This is a genomic window from Paenibacillus sp. FSL R10-2788, assembly GCF_038003885.1.
In the GTDB taxonomy this organism is placed as follows: Bacteria; Bacillota; Bacilli; order Paenibacillales; family Paenibacillaceae; genus Paenibacillus_AQ; species Paenibacillus_AQ odorifer.
The window spans coordinates 1,207,760-1,233,829 of record NZ_JBBOQA010000001.1 but is presented as its reverse complement, the minus strand read 5'-3'; the positions used below and the strand labels follow the sequence as shown (position 1 = coordinate 1,233,829).

General features: G+C 44.2%; 26 protein-coding genes. 9 read left to right on the top strand and 17 right to left on the bottom strand.

Annotation, left to right across the window (positions count from 1 at the left end):
• Positions 1-41: 41 nt before the first annotated feature.
• The 5 genes from NSQ50_RS05350 (at position 42) to NSQ50_RS05330 (ending at position 3,619) form a co-directional block, all read left to right on the top strand.
• Complete coding sequence (locus NSQ50_RS05350) at positions 42-461, top strand: MarR family winged helix-turn-helix transcriptional regulator (RefSeq protein WP_076225047.1); 420 nt, start codon at positions 42-44, stop codon at positions 459-461.
• A gap of 170 nt (positions 462-631) precedes the next feature.
• On the top strand, positions 632-1,279 hold the full coding sequence (locus NSQ50_RS05345; RefSeq protein WP_036686760.1) for a hypothetical protein: 648 nt from the start codon (positions 632-634) through the stop codon (positions 1,277-1,279).
• Positions 1,280-1,291: 12 nt separating this feature from the next.
• Positions 1,292-1,603 (top strand): hypothetical protein, encoded by a 312-nt coding sequence (locus NSQ50_RS05340; RefSeq protein WP_036686758.1) that lies wholly within the window; start codon positions 1,292-1,294, stop codon positions 1,601-1,603.
• Positions 1,604-1,706: 103 nt separating this feature from the next.
• Positions 1,707-2,840, top strand: coding sequence for a copper amine oxidase N-terminal domain-containing protein (locus NSQ50_RS05335; protein ID WP_051491477.1), 1,134 nt, complete (start codon positions 1,707-1,709; stop codon positions 2,838-2,840).
• Positions 2,837-3,619 carry a TatD family hydrolase gene (locus NSQ50_RS05330; protein ID WP_036686755.1) on the top strand — a complete coding sequence of 261 codons (783 nt, stop codon included), beginning with the start codon at positions 2,837-2,839 and terminating at the stop codon, positions 3,617-3,619. Before NSQ50_RS05335 ends, NSQ50_RS05330 begins: the two co-directional genes overlap by 4 nt.
• An 813-nt stretch (positions 3,620-4,432) precedes the next feature.
• Here the strand turns inward: NSQ50_RS05330 and NSQ50_RS05325 are convergent.
• The 4 genes from NSQ50_RS05325 to NSQ50_RS05310 all read right to left on the bottom strand — a co-directional run bounded on the left by NSQ50_RS05325 (position 4,433) and on the right by NSQ50_RS05310 (position 9,504).
• Positions 4,433-4,999 carry a histidine phosphatase family protein gene (locus NSQ50_RS05325; protein WP_076145553.1) on the bottom strand — a complete coding sequence of 189 codons (567 nt, stop codon included), beginning with the start codon at positions 4,997-4,999 and terminating at the stop codon, positions 4,433-4,435.
• A gap of 1,148 nt (positions 5,000-6,147) precedes the next feature.
• On the bottom strand, positions 6,148-7,449 hold the full coding sequence (locus tag NSQ50_RS05320; protein ID WP_036680431.1) for an MFS transporter: 1,302 nt from the start codon (positions 7,447-7,449) through the stop codon (positions 6,148-6,150).
• A gap of 74 nt (positions 7,450-7,523) precedes the next feature.
• Positions 7,524-8,675 carry a winged helix-turn-helix domain-containing protein gene (locus tag NSQ50_RS05315; RefSeq protein WP_052096812.1) on the bottom strand — a complete coding sequence of 384 codons (1,152 nt, stop codon included), beginning with the start codon at positions 8,673-8,675 and terminating at the stop codon, positions 7,524-7,526.
• 148 nt (positions 8,676-8,823) lie between these two features.
• Complete coding sequence (locus NSQ50_RS05310) at positions 8,824-9,504, bottom strand: YjgB family protein (RefSeq protein WP_081386987.1); 681 nt, start codon at positions 9,502-9,504, stop codon at positions 8,824-8,826.
• 359 nt (positions 9,505-9,863) lie between these two features.
• Here NSQ50_RS05310 and NSQ50_RS05305 point away from each other — a divergent pair, with 359 nt between their 5' ends.
• The 3 genes from NSQ50_RS05305 to NSQ50_RS05295 are packed head-to-tail and all read left to right on the top strand — an operon-like array spanning position 9,864 to position 13,187.
• A complete protein-coding gene (locus tag NSQ50_RS05305; RefSeq protein WP_305953530.1) occupies positions 9,864-10,568 on the top strand; it encodes an RNA polymerase sigma factor in 705 nt (234 codons plus the stop codon).
• The gene (locus NSQ50_RS05300) at positions 10,565-10,903 is read left to right on the top strand and encodes a hypothetical protein (RefSeq protein WP_038569021.1); all 339 of its coding nucleotides are present in this window, start codon (positions 10,565-10,567) and stop codon (positions 10,901-10,903) included. Before NSQ50_RS05305 ends, NSQ50_RS05300 begins: the two co-directional genes overlap by 4 nt.
• The gene (locus NSQ50_RS05295; protein ID WP_076225045.1) at positions 10,893-13,187 is read left to right on the top strand and encodes a carboxypeptidase-like regulatory domain-containing protein; all 2,295 of its coding nucleotides are present in this window, start codon (positions 10,893-10,895) and stop codon (positions 13,185-13,187) included. Before NSQ50_RS05300 ends, NSQ50_RS05295 begins: the two co-directional genes overlap by 11 nt.
• Positions 13,188-13,264: 77 nt before the next feature.
• Here the strand turns inward: NSQ50_RS05295 and NSQ50_RS05290 are convergent, their stop codons facing one another.
• From NSQ50_RS05290 to NSQ50_RS05230, 13 genes are all read right to left on the bottom strand, one after another.
• On the bottom strand, positions 13,265-14,074 hold the full coding sequence (locus tag NSQ50_RS05290) for an SDR family NAD(P)-dependent oxidoreductase (RefSeq protein WP_076225044.1): 810 nt from the start codon (positions 14,072-14,074) through the stop codon (positions 13,265-13,267).
• Positions 14,075-14,120: 46 nt separating this feature from the next.
• Positions 14,121-14,555, bottom strand: a complete 435-nt coding sequence (locus NSQ50_RS05285; protein ID WP_036680418.1) for a MarR family winged helix-turn-helix transcriptional regulator — start codon at positions 14,553-14,555, stop codon at positions 14,121-14,123.
• Positions 14,556-14,673: 118 nt separating this feature from the next.
• Positions 14,674-15,213, bottom strand: a complete 540-nt coding sequence (locus tag NSQ50_RS05280) for an RDD family protein (RefSeq protein WP_076225043.1) — start codon at positions 15,211-15,213, stop codon at positions 14,674-14,676.
• A gap of 35 nt (positions 15,214-15,248) precedes the next feature.
• On the bottom strand, positions 15,249-15,776 hold the full coding sequence (locus NSQ50_RS05275) for a hypothetical protein (RefSeq protein ID WP_036680415.1): 528 nt from the start codon (positions 15,774-15,776) through the stop codon (positions 15,249-15,251).
• Positions 15,777-15,780: 4 nt separating this feature from the next.
• Positions 15,781-16,080, bottom strand: a complete 300-nt coding sequence (locus tag NSQ50_RS05270) for a hypothetical protein (RefSeq protein WP_141118574.1) — start codon at positions 16,078-16,080, stop codon at positions 15,781-15,783.
• Positions 16,081-16,226: 146 nt separating this feature from the next.
• Positions 16,227-16,673 carry a hypothetical protein gene (locus tag NSQ50_RS05265; protein ID WP_256717114.1) on the bottom strand — a complete coding sequence of 149 codons (447 nt, stop codon included), beginning with the start codon at positions 16,671-16,673 and terminating at the stop codon, positions 16,227-16,229.
• Positions 16,619-18,076, bottom strand: a complete 1,458-nt coding sequence (locus NSQ50_RS05260) for an ABC-F family ATP-binding cassette domain-containing protein (protein WP_256717111.1) — start codon at positions 18,074-18,076, stop codon at positions 16,619-16,621. The genes NSQ50_RS05265 and NSQ50_RS05260 overlap by 55 nt, the downstream gene beginning before the upstream one ends.
• Before the next feature lie 378 nt (positions 18,077-18,454).
• The gene (locus tag NSQ50_RS05255) at positions 18,455-19,366 is read right to left on the bottom strand and encodes a L,D-transpeptidase family protein (protein WP_052096810.1); all 912 of its coding nucleotides are present in this window, start codon (positions 19,364-19,366) and stop codon (positions 18,455-18,457) included.
• Positions 19,367-19,946: 580 nt separating this feature from the next.
• The gene (locus NSQ50_RS05250) at positions 19,947-20,093 is read right to left on the bottom strand and encodes a hypothetical protein (RefSeq protein WP_179087782.1); all 147 of its coding nucleotides are present in this window, start codon (positions 20,091-20,093) and stop codon (positions 19,947-19,949) included.
• Between the two features lie 696 nt (positions 20,094-20,789).
• Entirely contained in the window at positions 20,790-21,758 is a 969-nt protein-coding gene (locus NSQ50_RS05245) for a sugar phosphate isomerase/epimerase family protein (RefSeq protein WP_036680409.1), read from the bottom strand.
• Positions 21,759-22,490, bottom strand: a complete 732-nt coding sequence (locus NSQ50_RS05240; RefSeq protein WP_036680406.1) for a ThuA domain-containing protein — start codon at positions 22,488-22,490, stop codon at positions 21,759-21,761. It lies immediately after the preceding gene.
• 47 nt (positions 22,491-22,537) lie between these two features.
• On the bottom strand, positions 22,538-23,617 hold the full coding sequence (locus NSQ50_RS05235; protein WP_036680405.1) for a Gfo/Idh/MocA family protein: 1,080 nt from the start codon (positions 23,615-23,617) through the stop codon (positions 22,538-22,540).
• 6 nt (positions 23,618-23,623) lie between these two features.
• Positions 23,624-24,577, bottom strand: coding sequence for an AraC family transcriptional regulator (locus NSQ50_RS05230; RefSeq protein WP_052096809.1), 954 nt, complete (start codon positions 24,575-24,577; stop codon positions 23,624-23,626).
• A 346-nt stretch (positions 24,578-24,923) separates the two neighbouring features.
• On the opposite strand from NSQ50_RS05230, the gene NSQ50_RS05225 reads away from it, so the two are divergent.
• Positions 24,924-25,928 (top strand): LacI family DNA-binding transcriptional regulator, encoded by a 1,005-nt coding sequence (locus NSQ50_RS05225; protein ID WP_038569002.1) that lies wholly within the window; start codon positions 24,924-24,926, stop codon positions 25,926-25,928.
• Positions 25,929-26,070 lie beyond the last annotated feature (142 nt).

Below are 26,070 nucleotides of genomic sequence, written 5' to 3'. Positions count from 1 at the left end.
TATATTTTAGTAACTAAAGTAAATTGGAGCGAGGCAATGTTATGAGCACAAAGGAAGAGAAACAAAATGCTATCCATAAGGTCATGGAATCTATGGCAAATGTGCAGCAGAAATCCCAGTTTTTCATTGATATGATCACTAAAAAGGAAGCCCTGACTCACAATCAGATCATGCTGCTGTTTCAACTCCGGCTTACCGGAAGCTTGAACATTACTGACATCTCTGAACGCTTCGTGGTCACACCCGGAGCCGCTTCTTCCATGTGCGATAAACTTGAGGAAGCCGGACTTATTGAACGGGTGCGGACTAAAGAAGACCGCAGAGTTGTCAATATTGTCCTTACAGAACAAGGCGATCAGCGTATCCATACAATATTTGAAGCATTTCCTACCTCAGATCTGAATAAAATCTCCGGAACTTTAGAACAAATAAATAAATTGATGGAACAAATGATGCACTAACAGCCTTCATTTTGCTCCTTATCAGCTATACTCTTTTCTATAAACACTGTCTGTCAGGAAACTGACGGCAGTGTTTTTTATGTTAAACTCCCAAATTATTATATTGACTATATATTATAATGAATATATATTTTAATCATTAAAATATATTTTGAAGGACGGTACTGTAAATGTCCAATAATAACAATACTTATGAACGTACTGACATGATCGATCCACCGTTGAAGGTAAGAGGTTCGCTGTTTGTCCGAGAGAATATTCGTGCGGTCACTGTTGATGTGTTTGGCCACTTAAGTACTAAAAGTAGTGTCTCGACATCAAAACTCAAAGTATCTGGCGACTGTACAATTGGGGGGAATTGTAAGGCCAATCAGGTAAACAATCTAGGGAGTCTGCGCGTTCAAAATATCCAAGCAGATAATCTCCGATCTTCTGGATACATGTCCGTAGCAGAAAATGCTGCGGCCGGGACTTTTTATGCTGAAGGTGCTGTGAACATAAAGAGACTAAATGCAGATTCATCGATTGAGATCCGTTTAGGCAATAGAAGCACAGTCGAGGTTATGAGAGCTGGCGGTGACATTATCGTTAAACCCTCCTCCAAGTTGATTAATGCGCTGATGCACCCTTTTCGAAAACTTACCTGCACAACGATTGAAGGAACTAGCATAACGTTATACCGGACGACAGCTGACCTTGTGTGCGGTGAAGAAATCATCGTCGGACCGGGTTGTACCATTGGGGAAATCCGCTATAGCAAAAGTCTAACGGTGGATCTTAAGTCGCAAGTTGACCGAACTGTATTTTTAAACCAATAAAGGAGAGTCTACATGGAAAAAATCACTCATTTGTCAGGAGCCACTGTACTCAAAAATATCGCCAAAGGTGCCACCATCTTGTTCTGTGTACCGATCCTTAGTGTCTGGGCCGTGGGGAGTGTTGTCTGTGCAATCATTGCACCTATCGGTGGTGTGCTAGGTATTGTTGGCATCAAAGGGATAGGACTAAATGCCTTCCCAGATTATGATTTCCCGAACATTCTCAGCCTTCCAATTGGTCTGTGCCTCTCCTTACTTTTGTTCATTTCTTTCTATTACACTCGTCGTTTATTGCGTGGATGCCTGCATTTTATAAAAAACTAGCGAACTGTAACAAGCTTGTATTCTCTTTGTTAATAGAAAGTGACCTACAACGCGCTGTTTTATTCTATACTTAAGGGGACTGGACTTTATCCTGGAGGTAATTATGAATAAAATCATCGCTATAGGAGCTATCACGCTCTTTTTGGCCGGATGCGGAGCATCGGCAACCATAGATATGGATACAACAATGGCTATTAATCAAACACAAGCTACTTCAGCACCACTGAAACTAATCGTGGACGGCGAAGCCGTTCTTCCTACTCTCTCCCCTTTTTTCCTAGATGATAAGGTCTATGTACCTGCAAAAGTACTAATGGAATACTACACCTCAGAACAAAAATGGGATAATAACTTAAAGACCTTGACCATCTCTGATGGAAGCAGTAGTTATGTTCTGACGCCGGACAATGAGTATATGCAAGCTGATGGATATCAAACCTCGCTTGAAGGACCAGCTATTCTACGAAATGGTATTTTATATATTCCTGCCGATTCCTTAAACTCTCTGTCTGGTGCCACTGCGCAGCTGAATGCAGCTGGAACTGAAGTATTAATAACATCAGGGGATGTTAGTACTACCGTCAGAACACCCAGCGAACCTCTCGCTATTGCTACAGAAAATGACCAAGTGAAGCTGTATACTGCCCTTAAAGATGGCGGTACCTACGAAGGATTTGTTGTAGAGGTGAACGGTAACAAGCATACATTTGATTGGGAAACACCCAGACTCCTAAGTTACCCTCCTGAGATTCATTATGCCGACATCGATCAGGATGGACAGGAAGAAGTCGTTGTCATTCTGTGGCTCGGAACAGGTACGGGCATGTCCATGCAGGAACTTCACGTGATTAAGCCTAACCCGTGGGAAGAAGTCACTGTCCCTTCTGCAGATAAAGCCGCCTCCGCATTGGTTACGTCAAAAATTTCTAATGAAAAAGGGGACGCCCTGATTCAAATTCAAGTTAAAGGCTCAACTCCATCCATGGTGACTTTGCGATATCCAGATCGTGCTGAGGATGGCAATCTAGGCGAACAAGCCGGCATTGGTGCTGTTACTCACTACATAGTGGAAGAGGGCAAGCTAAAGGCGGAAACAAATGTTTATATTGGATTTCTGGAGAGTATTGGCACACTAACCTTTGCCTACAAACCGGGAAAAGATGGAATGGAACCCGACTCTATTCGCTTTGAGGTTCATGAGGAATTAGCTTCTTACGTGGAGGGTAAACAGTTATGATTGATGCCCATATACATTTAGAGCAATATGAACCTGAAGTTGCCGAACAGATACTGAGTGAACTACCTGACATGGGAATTAAAGCCCTTATCGCTGTCTCTATGAATTTGGACTCTTGTATACGCACCCAAAGACTTGCAGCCATAAATCCCGGCGTGGTCTGTCCAGCTTATGGCTTTCATCCAGAGCAACCCCTGCCGCAGGATGCTGAGCTGGCTGCTCTGCTGAAATGGATCGAGAGTCAATCTAGTGAGGATTATATTGCTGTGGGGGAAATCGGGCTGCCTTACTATACGCGTGCTGAAGCTTTAGAACGTGGCGAAACCTTTGATATGGAGCCCTATATTGAGCTGCTGGATCAGTTGCTTGGGTTAGCTGCCCGTCTCGATAAACCTGTGGTGCTGCATGCTGTCTATGAAGATGCGCTTATTGCTTGTGATCTCCTGGAAAAACATAACATACAGCATGCCCACTTTCACTGGTTCAAAGGTCCAGAAGAAGCCATTGCCCGCATGATTAAGAACGGCTACTATATCTCCTTCACCCCGGATATCCTGTATGAGCCGGAGATACAGGCGCTTGCCCGCCGTTATCCCCCAGAGCTAGTCATGGCTGAAACCGATGGGCCTTGGCCGTTCGAAGGACCTTTTGCGGGGAAAATCACCCATCCGTCTATGATTCGGGAAGTCGCCGCTGCTTGGGGAGCGCTCCATGGTTACACCCCCGGCGAAGCGGAAAAGTTAGTGACTGCGAATACTAAGCGATTTTATAGCTTGTAGATAGTTTTATAGCTTGTAGATAGCTCTATAGACTATAGATAGATCTATTGCTTGTAGATAGTTCTATTGTTAGAGTAGAAGAAAGTCAGTGCCTTAGCTAGAATAGCCTAAAGTCAGACTAACGTTATGATTAAACACAGCTTGGCTTGTGAAGCCGTATTTTTCATAGTGGAAGTACTGTTCACAAGCCAACCTTACTTAATCCAAATCCCCTTACCCATTTTCATTTGATTCGGTAATATTTTCGCGTACATATTTTTGCGTATGTATTTACTCGTACGTATTTATGCGTACGTATTTATGCGTACGTATTTACTCGTGCGTATTTATGCGTACGTATTTACTCGTACGTATTTATGCGTACGTAATTTACGCGTATGTATTTACGTGGACGTAGTTTACGCGTACTTATACCTGTACGCATTTATGCGTACGTGTTTATGTGTACTTATTTATGCGTATGTATTTTACGCGTGCCCATTTACGTGTATCTAATTACGTGTACGTATTACCTGTACGTAATTACGCGTACGTATTTACTCGTGCGTATTCACTCGTACGTATTTACGTGTGTGAAGCCGCTATCGGACACAGCTGACCTTATATGCAGCAATTCCCCACTTTTGGGATGAGAAAGGACCCCAGAGTCGCTATTGGCATAAAAAACACCCAATAAGGTGCTCTTTTTAAGGAATAACGACGCTGGAGTCCGAAACCATGCTCCAAAGGCTAATAATCTGCGAATAATGTCATCTGGGTCCGTAAGCCTCAGGTTGATGATGAGTCGGGACGCTTGTAAGCAGTCCCCAATAATCATAACCTCTCCACACCCACTAACGTTCCGCCTGCGAACTTCATTTTATAAATATCCGGCTTTGTGGTTTGAAGAAGAAAGTTCAGATCATATTTGGCATCAAAATAGTTCATCATAAGCGTCATGACTGCCCCGTGAGTTCCAATAGCAACCTTTTGACCGCTGTGATTGCTCAGTATTTCTGCCAGTACACTAACTGAACGCTTCTGACACGCATGAATGGATTCCCCACCAACTGGGACAAAATCCGGATCTTCAAACATTTTTGTCAGTAATGGATACAGCTCCTGATCAGTCATAATCTTATTTCCGTCCGAGAAATGGATTTCCCGGAGGTCTTCAACACTCTGAATCTCTGCTCCTAACTCCTGCGCCAATCCAGAAATCGTATGTATAGCCCGAAGGTATGGACTTGAATAGAAGACTTGAATTCCTTCCAGACGTAGTTTTTCCGTTATCTTGCGGGCATCCGCCTCCCCCTTCGCGGTTAGTCCGCGAGTCCTTTCAGTTTCTCCGGGCAGTTTGGGCGACTCACCGTGCCTCACCATATAAATAAAAGTAGCCATCCTTTCCATCCTTTCCATCCTTTCCCTCCTTTCCCTCCTTACCTCTACAAATTCTAATGTTCTAGCCAATCTCCTCTACACACTAAAAAAGCCCTTACGGACGGGAAACTGTCCTATCGGGCTAGGTAATATTGTAACTTATAACGTTTCGTGCAGCAGTTGCTTTAGATCACAAAGTAATAACTTATTGAGAGGTCACTTATTAAGGAGATACTTATTGAGAAGTCACATATTAAGGCGACTATGACTAAGGAGACTCTTAATTGCACTATATACAACTATTAAGCGTAAAAAGAGACATCCTGAGCAAATAAGTGTACTTTGTGCAACTAAAAATCATCATTCCTAGACTAAAAGGGAGAATATCAAATAATAACTGCACAAAATACAACTAAATCCCAGTTTGATCGATGGAGGGGAATTTAACTGCACATTCTGCAACTAAATGCTAGGAAGTCACGCTAGATTATCTTTGCTACTCAACCTGTCTAGTCTAGCTAAGTATCTGCTAGGTTGTCAGGCTAGGTTCTCTTTGGCACTCAAGTTTTCTAGTCACGCTAGAAAACGGCTAGTTTGTCACGCTAGATTATCTTTGCCACTCAACCTGTCTAGTCTAGCTAAGTATCTGCTAGGTTGTCAGGCTAGGTTCTCTTTGTAACTCAAGTTTTCTAGTCACGCTAGAAAACGGCTAGTTTGTCACGCTAGATTATCTTTGCCACTCAACCTGTCTAGTCTAGCTAAGTATCTGCTAGGTTGTCAGGCTAGGTTCTCTTTGGCACTCAAGTTATCTAGTCACGCTAGAAAACGGCTAGTTTGTCACGCTAGATTATCTTTGCCACTCAACCTGTCTAGTCTAGCTAAGTATCTGCTAGGGAGTCACGCTAGGTTGTCTTTGCCACTCAACCTGTCTAGTCTAGCTAAGTATCTGCTAGGGAGTCACGCTAGGTTCTCTCTGCCACTCAAGCTTTCTAGTCCCGCTAAGTATTAGCTAGTTTGCCACGCTAGATTGTCTTTGCCACTCAACTTGTCTAGTCTAGCTAAGTATCTGCTAGGGAGTCACGCTAGGTTCTCTCTGCCACTCAACCTTCCCAGTCTAGCTAATCTAGTCCAGCTAGGAAGTCCCGCTAGCTAGACTAGCGTGCTACCTGCTAGCTACCCTCCATAACCTCAACTGTCCTAGATTGCTCCGCAGAGCTATCGTTCATCTCTTTCTGCGCGGGCCACAGCACACGCCCAAATGCGATGCCCAGCACACCAATCAGAGCGATTACGATGCCGAAATTCAAAAAGATACGGCTAGGCCCAGCAATCTGAACCATCATTCCGCCGAGAAGTGGTGCGCCAATCATAACTCCGCTAAGAATGGTACTCTGAATACCGAACACACGCCCTGTCATATGCGGGGGTGTTTCTTTTTGCAGACAATAATTGAACGTGATAATAAAAATTCCATTCCCAATACCTAGTAAGAACCCTAATAGCAATACAGAAATACTGGAAGCTCCTGGCTGAAGCAGTCCAAGTCCCCCAACCGATAAACCCATCAGCACATAACCCGTTCCAAGCTTCCAGCCATAACCTGTTCCGCGATTCATTTTGTTCATGACCATAATGATGAATACAGCACCGCCTCCGGATGCCGCCACGAGCCAGCCCAGTAAAGATTCATTAGAGGGTGCAAGTACCCTAAATAGACTGGTGAATTGAAAATCAATCATCTGAATAGCCATTGAACAGACTATGCCAAACAGCATGGTATTTAGCAGCAACCTACTATGCAGCATAAAATTCCAGCCTTCTTTCCACATCGTGCGGAGAGCAACACGTTCCTCTTGATCGCCCTTGCCTTCTGTGCCAACTTGTTCTACTTCACTTTTCTTAACTGTAAGTAGGAGCAAATAGGAACAGCCTCTAAGGCAAGCATTGATCAATATACACCACTGTGGCGTAAGAACAGACAACGCGAAGCCGCCCAGTAAAGGTCCCGCGATTTTCGAGCCTTGATTTACAAGCCCATTAAGCGAGGTAGCTTGAAGCAGTTGGTCTTCTCTAACCATACTACGGGTCATCGACTGCTGAGCAGGCACGTTTAACGTAGAAATGGCAGCACGCAACATCAATAACGGGAGCAACCACACCATACTGGGAGCAAATAATACGAATACGGTTAACAATGCCGTAAGCAGATCACACATCCGCATTAGCTTCAGCTTGTTCAGTCGGTCAGCCACTACCCCTGCGAACGAGCCCAGCAAAATCCCCGGCAAAGCTATGGAGACCGGAATCAAAGCCAGCATTAGCGGGCTGGCCTGCCAGCGGTACCCTACGAGTACCTGAATTGCTAAGGCATCGAACCAATCCCCAAAGGTAGCCGTCGCATATGCGCTGTACACACGCATATACACCTTGTTCTTAAGCAGGCTCGTGCCTGCTTGTGTTGAAGCATTCATTAAACATTCCTCCAAATTACAATTAAGAACTTATTAGCATGACCTTAATGTAATGGAGAATTGTCAGAGAATTATCAGGGGGCAGTCACAAGGTTCGTAAGCACGGTATCCAAGGATTGTTCTAACCGATGGAATCCCCGCTCTTCCTTCTCCTGTTCAAATATATCCACATATTTGCGATACAAAGCTGGCTTAGGTGGAAACTGTTTACAAAAATGAACTATTCGGTACAATGCATATATCCGTATCGGCACGAACCCTGACATCTCAAGCACCTGAAGTGCCTCATCCAACAGTTGCTCGGCTTCACGCCAAGACTTGCGCCGTAGAAACCACAAGCCCCTTGTAACTTTATAACTACCAATCTCACGCAAATAAGGTTTCTCCAGCAAAAGTGCTTCAATGTCTGTTGCCATCCGTTCTATTACGTGATCTTCTGTTCCCATCCACAAGTGTGTAAGCATTTCTGAGGTCGCCGTTATAGGAATGAAACTCTCATACCCCGGCTCTTTAATCACTTCATATGTTAGCTTTAGTCGTTCCAGTGCTTTTTCCGGTTGCCCTGCCAGCGTGTACAAATCCAGAATATTTAGAATCTCCACTTCGCGATGCTGAGGCGGCAAAAGAATTTTTTTCTCAAGGACCAACTCACAGAACTCTAATTTTTTCTTAGGATCACCCAATAGAACATAACAGATTAATAAGGAATAAAACCGTTCCTCTATCCCCACCTCGGTTGTGTTCAGCAGCCAATCCAAATCTCCCTGTACAAAATGAATATAGATCGAATAAAACGGATCCATCGCATACCCCAAAACATCCTGTTGGCGTGCGAGGATTAACATCGAGCGACCTTGGCCATATAGGTGATATTTCTTGAATACCTCCCGCATCGTCTTTTGCATCTCTAAGTCATATGTAGTCGGATTGGCCATAGCAGCTGAGGGCTCCTGCATAGTCAGACTATAACCAAATCCCCGAACAGTCTTAATATCTAAGTCTTGAAACTTGCCTAGCTTTTTACGAAGCCGATAAATATGATCATCTACTGTTCGCTCTACCGGATATTCAAGCGGCCATACTTTATCCAACAGCTGTTCTCGACTGAATGTACGCCCTCTATTTTTATACAAGAACTGAAAAAGCGTAAATTCTTTTGGGAATAATTCTATCGTTATCCCTTCTGCGGTCACTTTATATTCACTTTCGTTTAATTCCAGCTGCATGATAGAACCTCACTTTCCCCGAACCCGCTCATTGGTTACATTATAACAGTCCGTCCAAGGCCTACTCCACCTCAAAAAAGAACATACAAAAAGAGCAACCCACAGATTCCTCTGCAAAATTGCTCTCTCCTCTTCTAACCCATGCCACTTACCCAGCCATATTGTTAAAAGAGTCCTGTTCACTAAACACGGAAATATGATCTACTGTACCGGTCGAGCTTGGAATAATAAATTTCAGCTGGTATTGGTCATTGGCTTGATAGGTGTAAATCTTATCGTCTCCGTTCACTTTGGTAGCGTCAGGCTTGCCGAGTGTTGCCTCAATTTGCTTCAGCGTCAGCTTTTGCAGTGTGGAATCACTTGAACGAACATCGAAGATTAAACTTCCTTTATTAAATCCAAACACGACATGTTTGTCAGTGTAGGTAGCATAAATACCTTTTCCCGCTGACTCTTGTTGATCAGGTTTGCCCCAATCCGCTTCGACCTCATCAATGAGTCCGGTATGAGCGGCATATTTTACACCGGGTACCTTCCCCTTTTTGGCAAGCTCGAGTAACTCTTTAAGCTGTTTGTCGCTATTTTGTGAATTTGAGTTGGTTGAATCTTTATCAGTCTCCGTAGGGGAGGAAGTCGCTGCTGGTGCAGTTTCTGCTGGGGTGCTTGATGGACTAACTTCCGGCTCAGAGGTTGCTGTTACAGCCGTTTCTGTTGGCGCCGTTGCCTGGGATTCTGAATTCCCCGCCTCATTGTTCGAACTGCATCCAGCAAGCCCAATCATTCCTGCGAGTAGGATAGAGCCTGCTATTAATTTTATCTGTACTGACATGATGTCATCTCCTTAGTAGATTACCTAAAAGTCATCTTGCAAAAGTCATCTTGCAAAAATGAAACTGAACATACAGACGAGGTGAAAATCAAATAGTTGCAGGATAGCGGCAATTTTTCTGGCTAACCCTCTTTTACCCATATCTACAAATATAAATTCATACACACTCTATTTTTCTACATAAAACCCTTTTTTCCGACACCTAACTCAAGTAAGTTTCTCTTTTAAAATCTCCACATAACTCCATCTAACTATAAACTCGTAAACTCGTAAACCTATGAACTATATGACCTTACCCGTCATTCCCAGCCTCGAAGGGTTTCATTGCAGAACGTACAATAGAAAGGAGCTAATCCTGCTTGAAAAAGCGACCCATTGCAATCTGTACAATAGATTCCAACAGTAACCTCTTATCCGGCGAACTGCAATCGCGACATTTGTTGAATAATTTTCCATCCAAACGCAACCTTAATCCTCCAATCCGCATCTTATTAGTAAAGGGAGGGGAGCTACATCTGAATATTATAGAGAGAATTGTGGCAAAAGATGAGTCAGCTCTCCGCCTGTTAATGGACGAATATGGAGATATGCTGCTGCGAACCGCTTCTTTACTGCTCAAAGATAGACAAAGTGCCGAAGAAGCGGTACAAGATACTTTTATTCAAGCTTATGCCAAAATGAGTCAGTTACAGGAACCGGATCGGCTGAAGGCATGGCTGATACGGATAGTGGTCAATCGCTGCCGCATGAGGCAACGGACTTGGAGCTGGCGTAATATCTTCCCGGCGGGAGGGTCAGAGCTGCAAACCAACGAGGATGCTGACTTCACAGCCGGAGCGGAAGAGCTTTTTATGGTGGAATGGCATAACGTGAGGCTCGCCGAGTCCATGAGAAATCTCGATTATCTATACCGTGAATGTCTGACGTTATATTACTTTCATGAGATGAGTATCCGGGAAATTTCCGAGCAATTAAATACATCTGAAAATACGATCAAATCCAGACTCGCCAGAGGCCGGACGCTCTTAAAAAAGATTTTGGTGAAGGAGGGACATTTCTTATGAATACAGAACGCGATGCGGTCAAAAAGCAGCTGGATGAAGAATTAAAGAACCTCCAGTTCACTGGACACGACCGGGTCATTAAGCAGACTCATCCTCCAACCTTTGGAGCCCGTTTATTGGCGCTGTGGAATAAAGAAATTGAGATCCCTGTCAAACCTATAGGTGCGATCGGTGCTATTATTTTAGTAGTTTCGCTTACCCTACATCAACCAGAGGTTAAACAACAGCCACAACAAAATACCCCGCAGCGTGCGAACCGAGAACTAATCGAAGCTGGAGGCAATACGTATTGGAAGGATATCTACGAGCAGGCGGTGAAAAAACATGAGAATTAAGATAAAAATCAAACATCTGGTGTTATTCGTGTTACTCCCTGCCTCCCTGCTTATTCTTCTGTTTAACTTCTTACCTTCACAAAGGCAGATAGATCAGAGCACAGCTATTCAATCTAACATAGCTAGAACTGATCTTCTGCAAAAGCTGGCTTCCACAACCGGGAGTAAACGTATCGAGCTAATCCGTACAAACATCCTTGATAAGGATCACAGCTATGATCCCTACAGATATGACGTTAATGTCAGCCCTTCGATGAGCCAGTGGAGTAATGATAAAACCCAGCGTTCCGGTCTGTTACCGGAGGACATAGTACCTTTGCTTGAGGAATATATCCTTGAGGGGCCTTCGGATAATACACGTATATTTGCGGCTAAGCAGTTAGCTTATGAATATGATGCTCTTGGCCAAAAGGAAGATGGAGATCAAGCGCTAATCACCGCAACGAAACAGTCAAACAGCAACTCCGATATAGCTAAACAACTGGAGCTCCTTCGAGCGGAGCGAGCTCTAAATAGTGGCGATATAACAACCGCTGAAACAATTCTTGAACAACCCCCCTTTCCATCCGAGTATCAGGAAGAGCTAAACGCACAAAAAGCATGGCTTACCGGGCGTTTACTCTTTACAAAAGGCGAAGCGCAGGAAGCACTTGCCGTAGTAAAGGATGGCTTGGAGAGCTACAAAAAATTCTGGCAGGATATTCATAAACAAATGAACGCTGCCACCAGCAGTTCGAACGAAGGCTCCACAGACAATACAGGATCAGCAGCAGCAGCACCAGAAGCTGGGACTTCAGATACTGAAAGACAGCTGGAATCGCTTCGAACCGCAATTCAGTCTGCTATAGATATGGGAAATACTTCAACTGCTGTCGTCTCCGGTACCCTTACACGAAGCGATGGCACCCCAGTTCCGCGGGCAGGTATTTTTCTCCGTGCTAAAAGCGAAGTTAACCATAGCATCACTTCTGCTGAACCCTACCGAATCGTCACAGATACTGAAGGACGTTTCGAATTTCACGGTGTGATTCCGGGCTTTTATCAGTTACAGCTTGGACTTGGCTATGATCAGATCGACGGCTGGACCTGGCCTGTACAATATGACGATTGGATTGAAGTTAAACCGGATGGCAGGTTGAATGAGAGCATAGTTCTACAACCTCTGCTTGAGCTGCAGTCTCCCATTAATCAGGAAACCCTAACGGGCAAGACCATAGATTTCCGCTGGAAAGCTGTTGAAGGTGCAGCTTACTATCGTTTAAGCGGTGGCGGGGAGGGGGCCGTGTTGGGTGTACAAATTCGGGATCGTATTGTAGATAATCATATCTCCATTCCAGTAGAAGAACTTTACGATGGCGGCGGTTTTTCCTATGGCAGCAGTGGAGATGGCTGGGAATCTATTGACCCCCTCTCCCTTCTCGGATTTATGAATCCCGAAGTGCGCTTTTCTTGGAATATTGAAGCCTTAGATGCAGATGGACGCCTGATTACCCGCAGTAATGGCTACAGGCTGAACGAAGACACTGTCGGCAATCTGCCGTTCTTTTATCTCAAGGAAAGAGAGCTTACTGCGGCTGACCAACTACTACTGGATAAGAAAACGGATCAGGCACTAGAAATGTACCAACAAAATATTGCCGATGACCCACAGGATGTTCATGCCCTGCACATGCTAGTAAAGATGATGCTGGCAAAATCGTCCCTCACAAAGGATACAACATTAGAAGATAAGGCGATTCCTTTACTCGAAAAGCTAATACAACTACAGCCTTCTACTAATTACGCCTTCACATTATCGCAGTACTATTTTGACCATGCCGACTGGAAGTCGTATAACGAATATTATTCCTACTACAACGAACTAAACCGACCCAATACTAACGGTTATGTACTTTCTATTAACGCCACAGCCCTCATGCAACAAGGGAAGCTTGAAGAAGCTCGTAAACAATTCGCGATCGCCCTAAAGTATGATGATAGCCATCGTTTTATTGGCAGCTTTTTGGCGGCAGAATTATACGCTGGTGAATCACTCTCTTCGGTAATGACACTTGCTGAGCGTTATCCTGAACTCAGCTTTGGTCATAGTGGGTATCGCTGGCCACAAATGATTAAACAACTGTTAGCGGAACGAAAAAATCAACCTAAAGTCTTTGACCAAGAGTTAAAAGAGAAGCTTGGATGGTATATGAATGGTCAAACTGATGAGTTAAAGCAATGGATCGCAAGTGCCAAACCCTCCGCTCTGAAGACCTTTATGCAGGAGGTTTTAGAGGTACGCTAATTCATTAAAATAAACCAAAATCCGGTCCCGCTCGATAAATTCGAGCATGGACCGGATTTTTAATTACACATAATCTTTTATTTAGATTTAGCTTCCATCATGTAATTCTGGAAATCAGTGATACTTGGGTTAGACATATAATGACCACCCTCTACTTCAATCGTTTGGCCTGTGATGAATTTGGATTCATCCGATGCCAGGAACAAAACCGTATTGCCGATATCATCGGCTTCTCCGTGATAAGGTAGGGCGTTGAATTTTTGAAATATATCCAATACAGCTGGCGGCATATTTCTTACTGCCGCAGGTGTCAGGATCAGCCCTGGTGCCACGCCGTTACAACGGATTTTGTCTTTACCATATTGTGTAGCGATGTAACGAGTAAGGTTCACAACCGCTGCCTTAGAGGAGCCATAAGCAGTACGCAATGAATCCCCAGCGAATGCTGACATCGAAGCCGTGTTAATGATCGAGCCTCCGCCCGCTTTAATCATATGAGGAATAGCAAAACGGCTGCCTAACAGAACACTTTTAGTATTCACGTTCATCAGGCGATCCCATTCTTCCAAATCTATATTGACCACATCAAGGTCTTTTTGCAGATTAGTTAGACCTACATTATTGAATAATACTGTGATGGTGCCATACTGAGCAACAGTGAAATCAACAGCTTCCTTGATCGAATCCGCTTGGGAGGCATCTAAGAAAAAACCTTCAGCTTCTCCGCCTTCATTTTTAATCTTAGATGCTGCTTCTTTGGCTGCTTCCACATTAAAATCGGCAATGACAACCTTTGCTCCTTCTCTAGCTAATAGAGTGGCAGCTGATAAGCCAATACCTGAAGCGCCTCCAGTTACTAATGCAACTTTACCTTGAACTCTTCCCATGTTCATACCCCTTTATAATGTTATTGTGCTTCTAAGATGACTTGGTTTATGTTTCAGAGCTATCAAAGCTCGTTAACAACTTCTCATAGATTTTCAAGAATTGCTGCAGTTCCTCCTCATTGAGCTTTTGGAACATTTCAGCTCTTAGCTCCTGTCCCTTAAGCTGTGCTTCCTTCAGAACGTCTTTTCCTTTGTCCGTGATAGATAGAAGTACATTCCGTCGATCATCTTCGTTATATTTTCGCTCGGCCATCCCCTGCTTAATTAGTCGATTAGCAATGTTTGTCATTGCTCCTGGCGTATATCCTAGTCTCTTAGCCAAAATAGTCTGCTTCAAGGGGCCTTTTTTATTCAATTCACCCAAGACTAGAACTGGAGATATCCCAATATTGTGATCAAATGCGTTCATCCATCGAACAATAACTTCATTCGTAAATAATTCAACTGCATGTATTAGCTTAAAAATATCTGGATTTTCCAAGAGGTTCTCCTTTGACATTCATGATGATCGGCTGCTTATAAAAGTATTTTAACACTAAAATATTTAATAGTAAAATACCTAATATTTAAAAAAAAGAATGCTTGGTGAAAAGCATTCTTCAAATTGCGGATTTATCAACAACATAAGTGCCAGCCAGCAAATCGTGAATCGCACGTTTACGGGGATGGAATCCAACCAACAGGTAATCCACCAGCATGATTGGACCCAGGATTTGAGTGAGGTCAAAAGCCAAATCCGACCATAAGGATAATTTGGCGGAAATAACGGTAAAGTCATAGCTGCTGACCGCAATTACCATTGAAAGAATCATACTAATCATTCGGAAAACATTTCGAATCAGAGCTTCCTTCACTGTAGGGTAATTCCCTCGCTCATTGACAATTTTTAATTTTAAAATCAGCTTCCCTGGAGTTCCGCCAAATCTAACGATCATAAAGATATCAAATGCGATAAACAAAATGTACTCCAGGATAATAGGTATCTCCGAGTGTAATGAAACAGCTAATGAATTGAGTATCCAGTATACGATAACTCCAGGTATTCCAATGACCAAGAAATCAAGAATGGAAGCCAGCACTCTTTTCCAAAACCCTATGAAATTCTCCTGATCCAAATGCTCGGGTAGAATGTTATCCATGCAAGCACTCCTCTCTCTATCGTTTACTTTGTCGCTCAATCCCTATTTAACAATCCCTTCCTCAGATGCTCTTGGATAATGGGCTCCAGCTCTTTGTTATTTTTAACAATTACCCGTTTATCAGACAGAGTATCCGTTAACTCTATAATCCTATGTGCGGCCTCCTGATCATATCCACGGTTCCATTCAAAAATCATCACATACAGATTCTTAAATGACTGCTTGTAATTCGCTTGCTCTAAACCCAGTCTTGTTTTTATAAACCTTGTAAACACTCTCAAATCCCTGATCACTTTATTAGGGTTCAAAATAACGATTAAGTCAGCAGCTTTAAAACTCTCTTGTCCCCATTTGTAATGTGCACCTTCCAGAATCCATGAGGGTTTATCAAGGATTTCTTCCAACTGAGCATCCCTTGCTTCAACTGAAAAACGCAAATTCTCGGCACTTCTGTCCCATACCAAGTTGTCTGTCTCGTAATACTCTACACCATATTTTCTAGATAACTCCCGGGCGATATAGGATTTGCCGCTGCCGCAAGCTCCAATGATTCTAATCTTCATAAGATCAGCCCAGCCCTAGCGGCAGGATTATTAGTCCTATGGAAATTACGGTGATTACTCTTGTGGTGAGGAGCGTTAGCTTTTGGTTCTTCTCTGATTTATACCAGCCTTTAAACTGAAAATGATTCCGGTACAGCATAAAAAATAACAATAAATTCCCGAATCCCATACTCCAGCTATACACGGGCTGACCAAATATCAATTGATAGATCAATCTTTCTGCCCAACCCAAAACTAATAAAGTCAGCACAAGCAATATACATAATCGAAGTAATTCCAATATAAAAGAGCCCAATTTCAGCAATTCTGCAACCATCCTCTCAAGGTTTCTTTATCGCCAAAAAATCCACATTCCTCCAAATTATACACCTTACACCTTACGTCTCCTATCTAAAAACACAACCTGTTCAAGATAAATACATCCTGAGCAAGGTTGTGTTTTTTATCAGCTTAGGAGGATGCGGGTTTCCCATCGCCCCTTAGTTCCTGTATTTGTCGCTGCAAATTAACGATTTCCGCCACTAGCGCTGCATTTTCCGCCTCAGAATCCACACTGCTACTCTGAATCAGCTGATTCAGACGCAGCTGCAGGAGGGCAAGGTCATCCTCCCGAGCCTGTTCTATACCAGTAAGCAGACGGGTTCTGTCTTTTGCAAAATATTCAGCATACGTTCCTTGAAAAAACTTTGGTGCCTGAGACGGCTCTAATATCACCAAGCGATTAGCCACTTTAGAGTGAAGATAACGGTCATGCGAGACCATCACTAGTCCACCGGGATACACCATCAGTGCCTCTTCTACACGTTCCCTAGTGTCAATGTCCAGATAATTAGTGGGTTCATCTAAACCAATAGATTTGCTTTTCCAAAATACAACTTGAGGAAAGCCACACGGCATTTCTCCCCCAGACTCAAATCCCCAATCCGTTTAAATACATCGTCCCGCATAAATAAAAAGCAACCCAAAATTGTCCGCGCCTCCGTCTGGGTCATTCCCGGCAGTTCAAGCAAGCTATCCAGAATCGTAGAGTTCATCTCTAAGTTATCTAGCTCTTGTGCAAAATAACCGATTGTCGTCCGTGGATGCAGCCGCACTTCACCTTTTGTAGGCTTATTGATCCCTGCAATTAATTTCAACAGCGTAGACTTTCCAACACCATTAGGACCCAGAATAGACAATCGGTCTCCCCGATTTAGCGACAAGCTGAAATTCCTAAGAAAAGGCGCACTCCCATCATACGCAAACTCTATCTCACGGAGTGTCAGTAAAGAATCTGCCAGAAACTCTTCGCTTTCCAGCTTCATCTTCAGCTTGCCAGTCTCGCGGGGCAATTCTACACGGTTCTTATTTAACCGTTCCAGCGCAGCTTCCTTGGCATGGAAACGAGACACATTTTTCTTGGATTTCGAACGCAGAAAATCATTTTGTCCGGCAGCACGATGCGCTTGCTGGAACCATTCTGCATACCGCCTAATGCTCTCCAACAGCTTCTCCTTTTCTTGCTCCTGCTTTTTATATTGTCCCTCCAATGTTCTCAGCTCTATAGTCTTCTGCTCCCGGTACTGTGTATATCCACCCGAATAACGCCGGCATCCCTCCGGACTAAGCTCCAGCACAGACGTCGCAGTTCGATCAATAAATGTACGATCATGTGATACATAAAACACCGTTCCAGGGTAGTTGCACACCCAATGCTCCAACCACTCCATCGTTTCTCCATCTATGTGATTGGTCGGTTCATCCAGAATCAATAGCTTGGGCTGCCGGGCTAATAATGCTGCTAATTGCACCCGTGTCTTTTGCCCTCCACTAAGTGAGGCGTATGGCAAATCCCAGACTGCATGTTCAAGCTTGAGCTGCTTTAGACTTTTTTCCGCTTTGACCTCCCAGCCATATCCATCAAGCTGCAAGTAACCATCGTACACCTCTGCATATTCAGCCAACTCAGCTTCGTTATCAGCTTTCTGCTCCTGCAATCTCTGACTGAGGGCTTCCAGCTGGCGTTTTAATTCAGGCAGCTGCGCTGACCCTGAAAGAACGTATTCCAATGCGGTTACTTCCCCTGGTACCTCAAGCTGTTGATCGAGCACACCCCATTCTTCAGATGACAGGCCATGATAGATACTTCCCTCTTCAAAAGTAAGCCGACCGATCAGCCCCTTAAGCAGTGTGGTTTTGCCAATCCCGTTTCGTCCGAATAAAAGCACGCGCTCTCCCTCTGCTATCTCAAAGGATACCTCCTTAAATAAAGGGACCCCATTCCATTCCTTACGTAAATTCTTCACTTTAATTACAGTCATCTTTCATTCCTCCGATTTCATTGCAAATAAAAAACCGCAGCCAACGGTCTGCGGTCGAATAGCGTATGAAGGGGGAATGTACCCAGACATGGATAGACTACGGCCGTGTTCACCTGCTGGATGCAGAGTAAACCAACACAATAGATAGAACTATCCATATAAAAGCATCGTAAGACCCCCGACCGACACACGTATCCCTGACCGTTATCACCCTGCGCGGGTGCTCCGTGACTTGTGCATATGCACTTCACAAACTTTATGGTCTGTTTCAGGAAACGTGTTAGTTATTCATCAGTCGGTGGCCCTCCGTAATTGTCCGTATTTTAGAATAAGTACAGTATATAACAATTTAAATCAGAAATAAAAGGTCAAGAACAATTATAACTTAATCTTTACCACCTGAGTCTGCGCATTCCACTGCACCTGAACAGCAAATAAATCAGGCAAGATACTCAGCGGAATTAGTAATCGGTTATTTTCATTGCGTGACGGTAAAATCGTAATGGATTTTCCATTCACAATAGCCTTATTGGATAATGGCTTGTGTGTCACCGTACGATTGCCGATCGTAATTAGCAGTGCACCTGTCCCCGCTTCACTCTGCAAAGTTCCACCCAGTAAGGCCACGGATTCTCTCAGCGGAACAAACACACGGGAATTTTCCAATATAAAAGGATCCTTCAGCTTTGTTGTCGTCCCATTGATCTCAAAAGTCCCCGCAAACTTATTGCTTCCTACAGAGTACCCGTTTTTAGTTGCAATATTCTCCATAGCCAGTGTGCTCGTTGTAATGATAACTCGAGTATTCTTGGCTACTTTTGGATACAGCCAATGAATATCATCATTATGCATTCGAATACAACCAGCGCTAACATACTTCCCTATCGATGACTCATTATTATTGCCGTGAATCGCATACGTCGTGCCATAGGTCCCGTTCACTTCCAGCCCCAGCCAGCGGTCGCCAAGCGGATTGGCCGGATCCCCACCGGGAATTTTCTCTTTGTAGTAGGGTCTGTTTTTTACTTTAACCACCATTTTGAAGCTACCTTCTGGCGTCAGTTCCTTCGACTTCCCTGTGGCAACCGGAAAAGTCTTCACCAGCTTGCCGTCACTGAAATACGCGAGTTTGTTTGTTTTTTTGTTCACGATGATCAGATCTGAGCCAGCAGCTTCCACCCTTCCAACTCCTGTAAAGCAAGCAGCGAACAAAAGCCCAAATACAAGCATCAGTTTAATGTTCCGCTGTAAAAAAGTTTGAAACCGGCCTCCCGAAAAGCATAAATTCATCTTGCTCCACCTCCGTTATATAAAGACGAAATCATTTCAAATATGTTGCGTACCAGCCTGTACCTATTCTTTTCAACTCGTCCCCTCCCGCTTGACGCAGAGATTGCAATACTGTAACCAGTGAATGCACGACAAAAAGCCGACCTTTGGATACGCAAAGATCAGCTAACGCATAAACACATAAGTTGCGGACCCTAGAGCCCCTATTTGCAACTTTTTCGCTGTTTTGGGATGCTATCGGACTCCAGAGACCCTATTTGCATCTATTTCGCTGTTTTGAGATGCTATCGGACTCCAGCGCAGTTATTTGCTCAAATACCCTCGAATTCCTTGCTCTTCACGACCAATAAGGTCTCTCGGGTCCGAAACTCGCTCAAAAAGACCTAAAACACGCGAATAGCTGCATCTGAGTCCTTTAGCACAGTTCTACCTTGTTCTTTCCTATGTCTCTATCATTTCTGCCCTATGTCTCATACATTACTGCCCTACGTCTCATACATTACTGCCCTACATCTCATACACTTCTGCCCTATGTCTCATACATTTCCGCCCTACGTCTCATACATTTCCGCCCTACGTCTCATACATTACTGCGTCCGCTCATTTGCCCGTTACCGTTAGCACAGTTACCTACCACATCTGCACCAAAACTCCACCATTTTTCCACCACTTCTCCACCACTTCTCCACCACATCTCCACCACATCTCCACCACATCTCCACCACATCTCCACCACATCTCCACCACGCTCCGCTCCAGTCCCAGACTAACTGCGCTGCACATTTACCCGTATCCCATTCTACCGAAGCTCAACGCACCAGCCCCCAAACTAACTACGGTTTTACCATCGAAGATCAGCTAGCGCATAAGCACATTAGTTGCGGACTCCAGAGACCCTATTTGCAACAAATCCGCTGTTTTGAGATGCTATCGGACTCCAGCGCAGTTATTTGCTCTAAACACCTCGAATTCCTTACTTTTCACGACCAATAAGGTCTCTCGGGTCCGAAACTCGCTCAAAAAGACCTAAAACACGCGAATAGCTGCATTTGAGTCCGTTAGCAAACTAGTTCATTTTTGATTGGTAGTTAGTTAGTTAGTTCGTTTTTAGTTCGTTTTTAGTTGGTTTTTCGTTCGTTTCTTGTTTCATTTCTGGTTTAGTTACTAGTTCGTTCCCAGTACATTTCTGGTTAGTTTCTAGTTCGTTTCTTATTAGCTCCTACTCGTCTCTACCTCCTCCCTATCTCTTTGCCAGCTCATTTCTACTCCCTTCCGCTCTTCCGTTCTTTCATTCCGATCTTCCGTTTTCCCCTCCCGCTCTGCCGTTCTCCCCTTCCGCTCTTCCGTTTTCCCCTCCACCCCCACTACACACAAAAAAAGCCTTGATTCTCTTAATAGAGAATCAAGGCTTTCTAAATTGACCTTACACCCACCACATACCCTGAGGTTGGTCATGAATAAGAATGGATTGCAAATTGGTTACTGCACGTTGGAAGCCTTCGTCAACCGTCATAAGAGGGTCTTCATGCTCGATGCTCACCACGTAATCATAACCGTAAGTGCGCAGCGCGCTCATGATATCTGACCACTCAGATATGCTGTGCCCGCAACCAACGGAGCGGAAGGTCCATGCGCGGGTCTGCACATCGCCATAAGGTTGCATATCGGTCAAACCATACATATTGATGTTGTCCTGATCCAAGTAAGTATCCTTGGCATGGAAATGGTGAATCGCGCCAGCTTTACCGAGAATCTTAATAGCACCTACAGGATCAATACCTTGCCACCACAGATGGCTCGGATCCAGATTGGCTCCAATAGCATCGCAGGTTGCTTCTCTAAGCTTCAAAATCGTATAAGGGGTATGGCACAGGAAGCCGCCATGCAGCTCGATGCCGATCTTAACGCCATGCTCCTCGGCCAGCTTGCCGATTTCCTTCCAGTAAGGGATCAGCTTATGTTCCCACTGCCAGGTTTTGATGTCGCTGTACACGGTAGGCCAAGGCGTGACTGGCCAGTTCGGTGCTTTTGCCTCATCGCTGTCCCCAGCCGTTCCCGAAAAGGTGTTCACGACCTTAACACCCATGAGTGAAGCCAGCTTGATCGATTTACGGAGAATTTCATCCCCAGCGCGGGCTTCTTCTTTATCTGGTGAAATCGGGTTATTATGGCAACTGAAGGCACTGATCATAATGCCACGTTTCGTGAACTTTTCCAAATATTCTTGACGTGCTGACTCGCTGGCAAGCAGCTCATCTGTCGGACAGTGAGCATTACCGGGATTACCACCCGAGCCGATTTCTACCGCATTCAAACCTGCGGCGGCGATTTTATCTAACATCTCGTCAAGACTCAAGCTTCCAAATACAGGATCAAATACGCCTAATTTCATTTATACGACCACCTTTTCTTTGATAGGCTCTAAGGCTTCAGAATGTCCGTAAACCGGATAGTCACGTTTCGTTGGGGCACACCAGTTCACGCCATTGATGATAACTTTTTGAATATCCTTGTTGTAATAGGTTGGGTAAGATTCATGACCAGGCTGGAAATAAAAGATCTTACCGCTGCCTCTACGGTAGGTCGATCCGCTTGGGAAGACGTTGCCGCCTTCGAACCAGCCGACAAATACAAGACTCTCTGGTGCTGGCACATCAAAATGCGCACCGTACATTTCCTCTTGCTCCAAGTCGATGTATTCACCAATGCCCTCAGCAATCGGGTGACTTGGGTCCATGACCCACAGGCGCTCCTTCTCCTCAGCTTCACGCCATTTCAGATCGCAGCTGGTGCCCATTAATTTCATAAAGATTTTGGACATATGGCCCGAATGAAGCACTACAAGTCCCATACCTTGCAGCACTCGCGCATGTACACGGTTTACAATCTCATCACTTACTTCATGATGGGCGATATGTCCCCACCAGATCAGTACATCCGTGTTATCCAATACCTCTTGCGTCAGTCCATGCTCTGGTTCATCCAGCGTAGCTGTCTTAGTGTCCAGTCCTGCTTCTTGAAGGAAGCTGGCCAGTTGTCCATGAATACCTTGCGGATAGACCTTAAGAATTCTTTCTTCCTGCCGTTCATGACGGAATTCATTCCATACGGTTACTCTTGTCACTTGGGACACACTCCTAGTTCATATTTATCTATGACCATCGAATTTGCTTAATTATTCAAAAACACAGGCATTCCAGTTTCAGAGGATTTATAAATAGCCTCCAAGATGCGAGTCACAACCAACGCCTGCTCCGGCTTCACCACAGGCTCGGTGTCATTTACAATGCTGTCAATCCACTGAGCTGCCTCTATCATCGCAGGATCATCTCCCGCACCATCATAAAAGTCGACGCCACCGGCATCCAGACCGATATGCTTTTCAAAGGTTTTACCGTAGGCTTCTCCGTTAATGCGCAGACCGTTCTCCATATCTGCTCCGCCTTCAGTCCCACAAAGTACCGTTTTGGCCTCACCGACATCGAGTGTATTCAGTGCCCAGCTTGCTTCTAAGACGATGGTAGCCCCATTCTCCATAGTGATGAATCCAATGGCGGAATCCTCAACTGTAAACTTCTCAGGATCCCACGGGCCCCAAGCATTTGCAGCATTTTTACGACCGGACAGCTTATGATAAGCGTTGCCCACGACATATTTAGGTTTGTAATTATCCATCATCCACAGGGTCAAATCGAGCGCATGGGTCCCGATATCAATCAACGGACCGCCGCCTTGCGCTTCTTCATCCAAAAACACACCCCAAGTTGGGACAGCGCGACGACGGATAGCCTTAGCTCTGGCGTAATAGATCTCACCAAGCTCATTATTCTCACATACCGCATGCAGATAAGCTGAATCTGGTCTGAAACGGTTCTGATAACCGATGGTCAGCTTTTTCCCAGTTCGCTCTGAGGCCTCGATCATCGCTTGTGCTTCTGCCGTGGTTTTAGCCATCGGCTTCTCACACATTACGTGTTTGCCTGCTTCCATAGCCGCAATGGAAATCTCCGCATGGGAAATGTTCGGCGTACATACATGAATCACATCTATACTTGCATCGTTAAGAAGCTCTTTATAATCTGTGTAAACTACGGACTGCTCATCTCCAAACTCCGCTTTTGCCTTCTCGGCACGTTCAGCGACGATATCACAAAAAGCAACCATTCGCGCACCTTCTACTTTTTTTAACGCGGGCATGTGCTTGCCGTTCGCAATACCTCCGCAGCCGATAATTCCTACTGTTAAAGTCATTCTGGTCTAACCTCCACTTATTCCTGTTTTGATATCTCTATCATACAAAGCTGAGGAAGGGCTTTCTTCCTGCAATCTTGCTGTATTATTCCCGAATATTGTCTTGTGGTATTTCAGCGGGGATATCCCCGTTGCTTCCTTGAAAAAATGATGGAAGGTCTTCACGCTGCCAAACCCGGCTGCTTCCGCCACGGCAGACATCGGCAGATCTTCATTAATCAAGATCCATTTGGCTTTGTTAAGCCGGTATTCATTTAAGAACGCGATAAAGGTCATGCCCGTGTTTTTCTTGAACAATTTGGTAAAATAATAAGGACTAAAACCCATATAATTAGCTACCTCATTCAGCGAAATAGCCTCCTGATAATGCTGCTCCACATAAATAAAAATCCGCTCTAGTCTTTCCAGTGTTTCTCTGGATTGATTCAGTGTATCTTCCGAGAACTTAGGCTGTTTCTTGATCGGACTCTTCGGCACCTCCCGTAAAATAACGGTCAGCAGTTCAAACAATCTAGCCTTGATTAGAAAAACATACCCTTCTCTTCGCTGTACATCTTCCTCGTAAATACTCTCAATCAGCCCTTTGACCTTCGCGGCAGTTGCCACGGGCCATCTTGAACTGGAATACTCCATAAGCGTAAAGACCTCACGAAGTGAGTAGTCATTACCGTTCAAAGCGGCTACTTCTTGGAACAAATTCAGGTCAAATTGAATCACTACCCGTTCACTCTCAGGTGAAGAGAGAAAATAATGCACATCCCCACCATTGATAAACTGAACCTCGCCCTGCTCCATGTGAATAGGGGTATCGTTAATTCCCAGATTCAGGCTTCCTTTGGTAACATAGATAATTTCAATTTCTTTATGCCAATGCGGATAACACAACGTATCACCATTGCAGAGTAAACTGCGGTAAGGAAAGTGCTTATCTACATCCGGAATCTCGAGATAAATATTCATAAATGCAACTCCTTATCCGAGTAAATCATTAAAACCAGGGCTTGCATGCCATATTTTAAAATTTTACGTAAGCGTTTACTCTCTAAATGTTAGACCTCCAATATTCTTTTGTCAATTCCGATATTTCTAAGTAAATTTTTGGTATATACATCGGTATCATTCCTATTAAAAGATTACTGCTCTTGCGTAGTTTTGATCATTTTTTTATTTTTTAAGTACAGTTGACAAAAGCGCCTACCAGCATTTATATTCGGGGTAAGCGTTTACGTTCTCTTCCTTCATAACTTACTCTCATCAGCGTAAGCGTTTAATTCAAGGATAACCGTAGTTTAAGGAGCTCATAGGAATGAACCCAACGATTAAAGATGTTGCACAGAAAGCGAACGTTTCCATTGCCACAGTCTCTCGCGTGCTAAACAATTTAAGTGGGTATTCGGACAAAACGAAACAAAAGGTAAATGAGGCGATCAAAGAAATTGGTTATCAACCCAATGCGATTGCCCGGGGTCTAATCAATAAGCGTACACAGACCATTGGTGTAATGTTCCCTAGTGTTTCTGGTGCCTTCTCTTCCGATCTGCTCAAAGGTATTGAAGAATTGGCCAATGAACGGAACTACAGTGTGATGGTATGCAATACCGATCAGGACGGTAAAAGAACGTTGAAGTATTTGCAGCTCCTGAGAGAGAAACAGGTTGATGGCATTATTTTTTCGAGTGAAGTCCTTAAGAAAGAATATTACGATGTGCTAGAAACCATGAGGATCCCCGTTGTACTGGTCTCTTCCCAAACAGAATTCGCCAAGGTCCCTTATGTGAAAGTAGATGATTATCGAGCAGCTTTTGACGCTATCCTCTACTTAATTTCAAAAGGTCACCGCAAAATAGCCATGATTAGTGGGAACCCTAGCGATCTTATCGCTGGTGCGCCAAGAGCAGAAGGTTACAAGCATGCGCTTGAAGCAAATGGCATTCCTTTTGACAGCCGCTATCTTGCTTACGGAGATTTTTTGTATGAGAGCGGAAGTATAGCTATGGAGACTCTTTTGGAGCAAGCGCCTGATGTGACTGCCGTTTTTGCTGCTAGTGATGAAATGGCGATTGGTGCCCTCTCCACCGTTATCAAAAATGGTCTAAGCGTGCCCGAGGATATCTCCATTATGGGATATGACGATCTTGGATTAGCCAAAATGGTTATTCCGCCTTTAACAACAGTACGCCAACCGCTGTACGATATTGGAAAGATCGCCGTGGAGAAGCTCATTCAGATGATTGAAACAGGCGAGTCTGTGAACAGCCAGATTGTCGATCACACAATTGTGGAAAGACAAACGGTAAGATCGCTTACCTAAGTCTTTTTATCAATATTACGTAAACGTTTACTGTCTCTTTTATGGCATACCCGTCGCTTAGAAGAACATGCATATCATTTAAATTTGCAATCAACGTAAACGTTTACTCTTACCAAATTCACCATAATACCAACACATTATT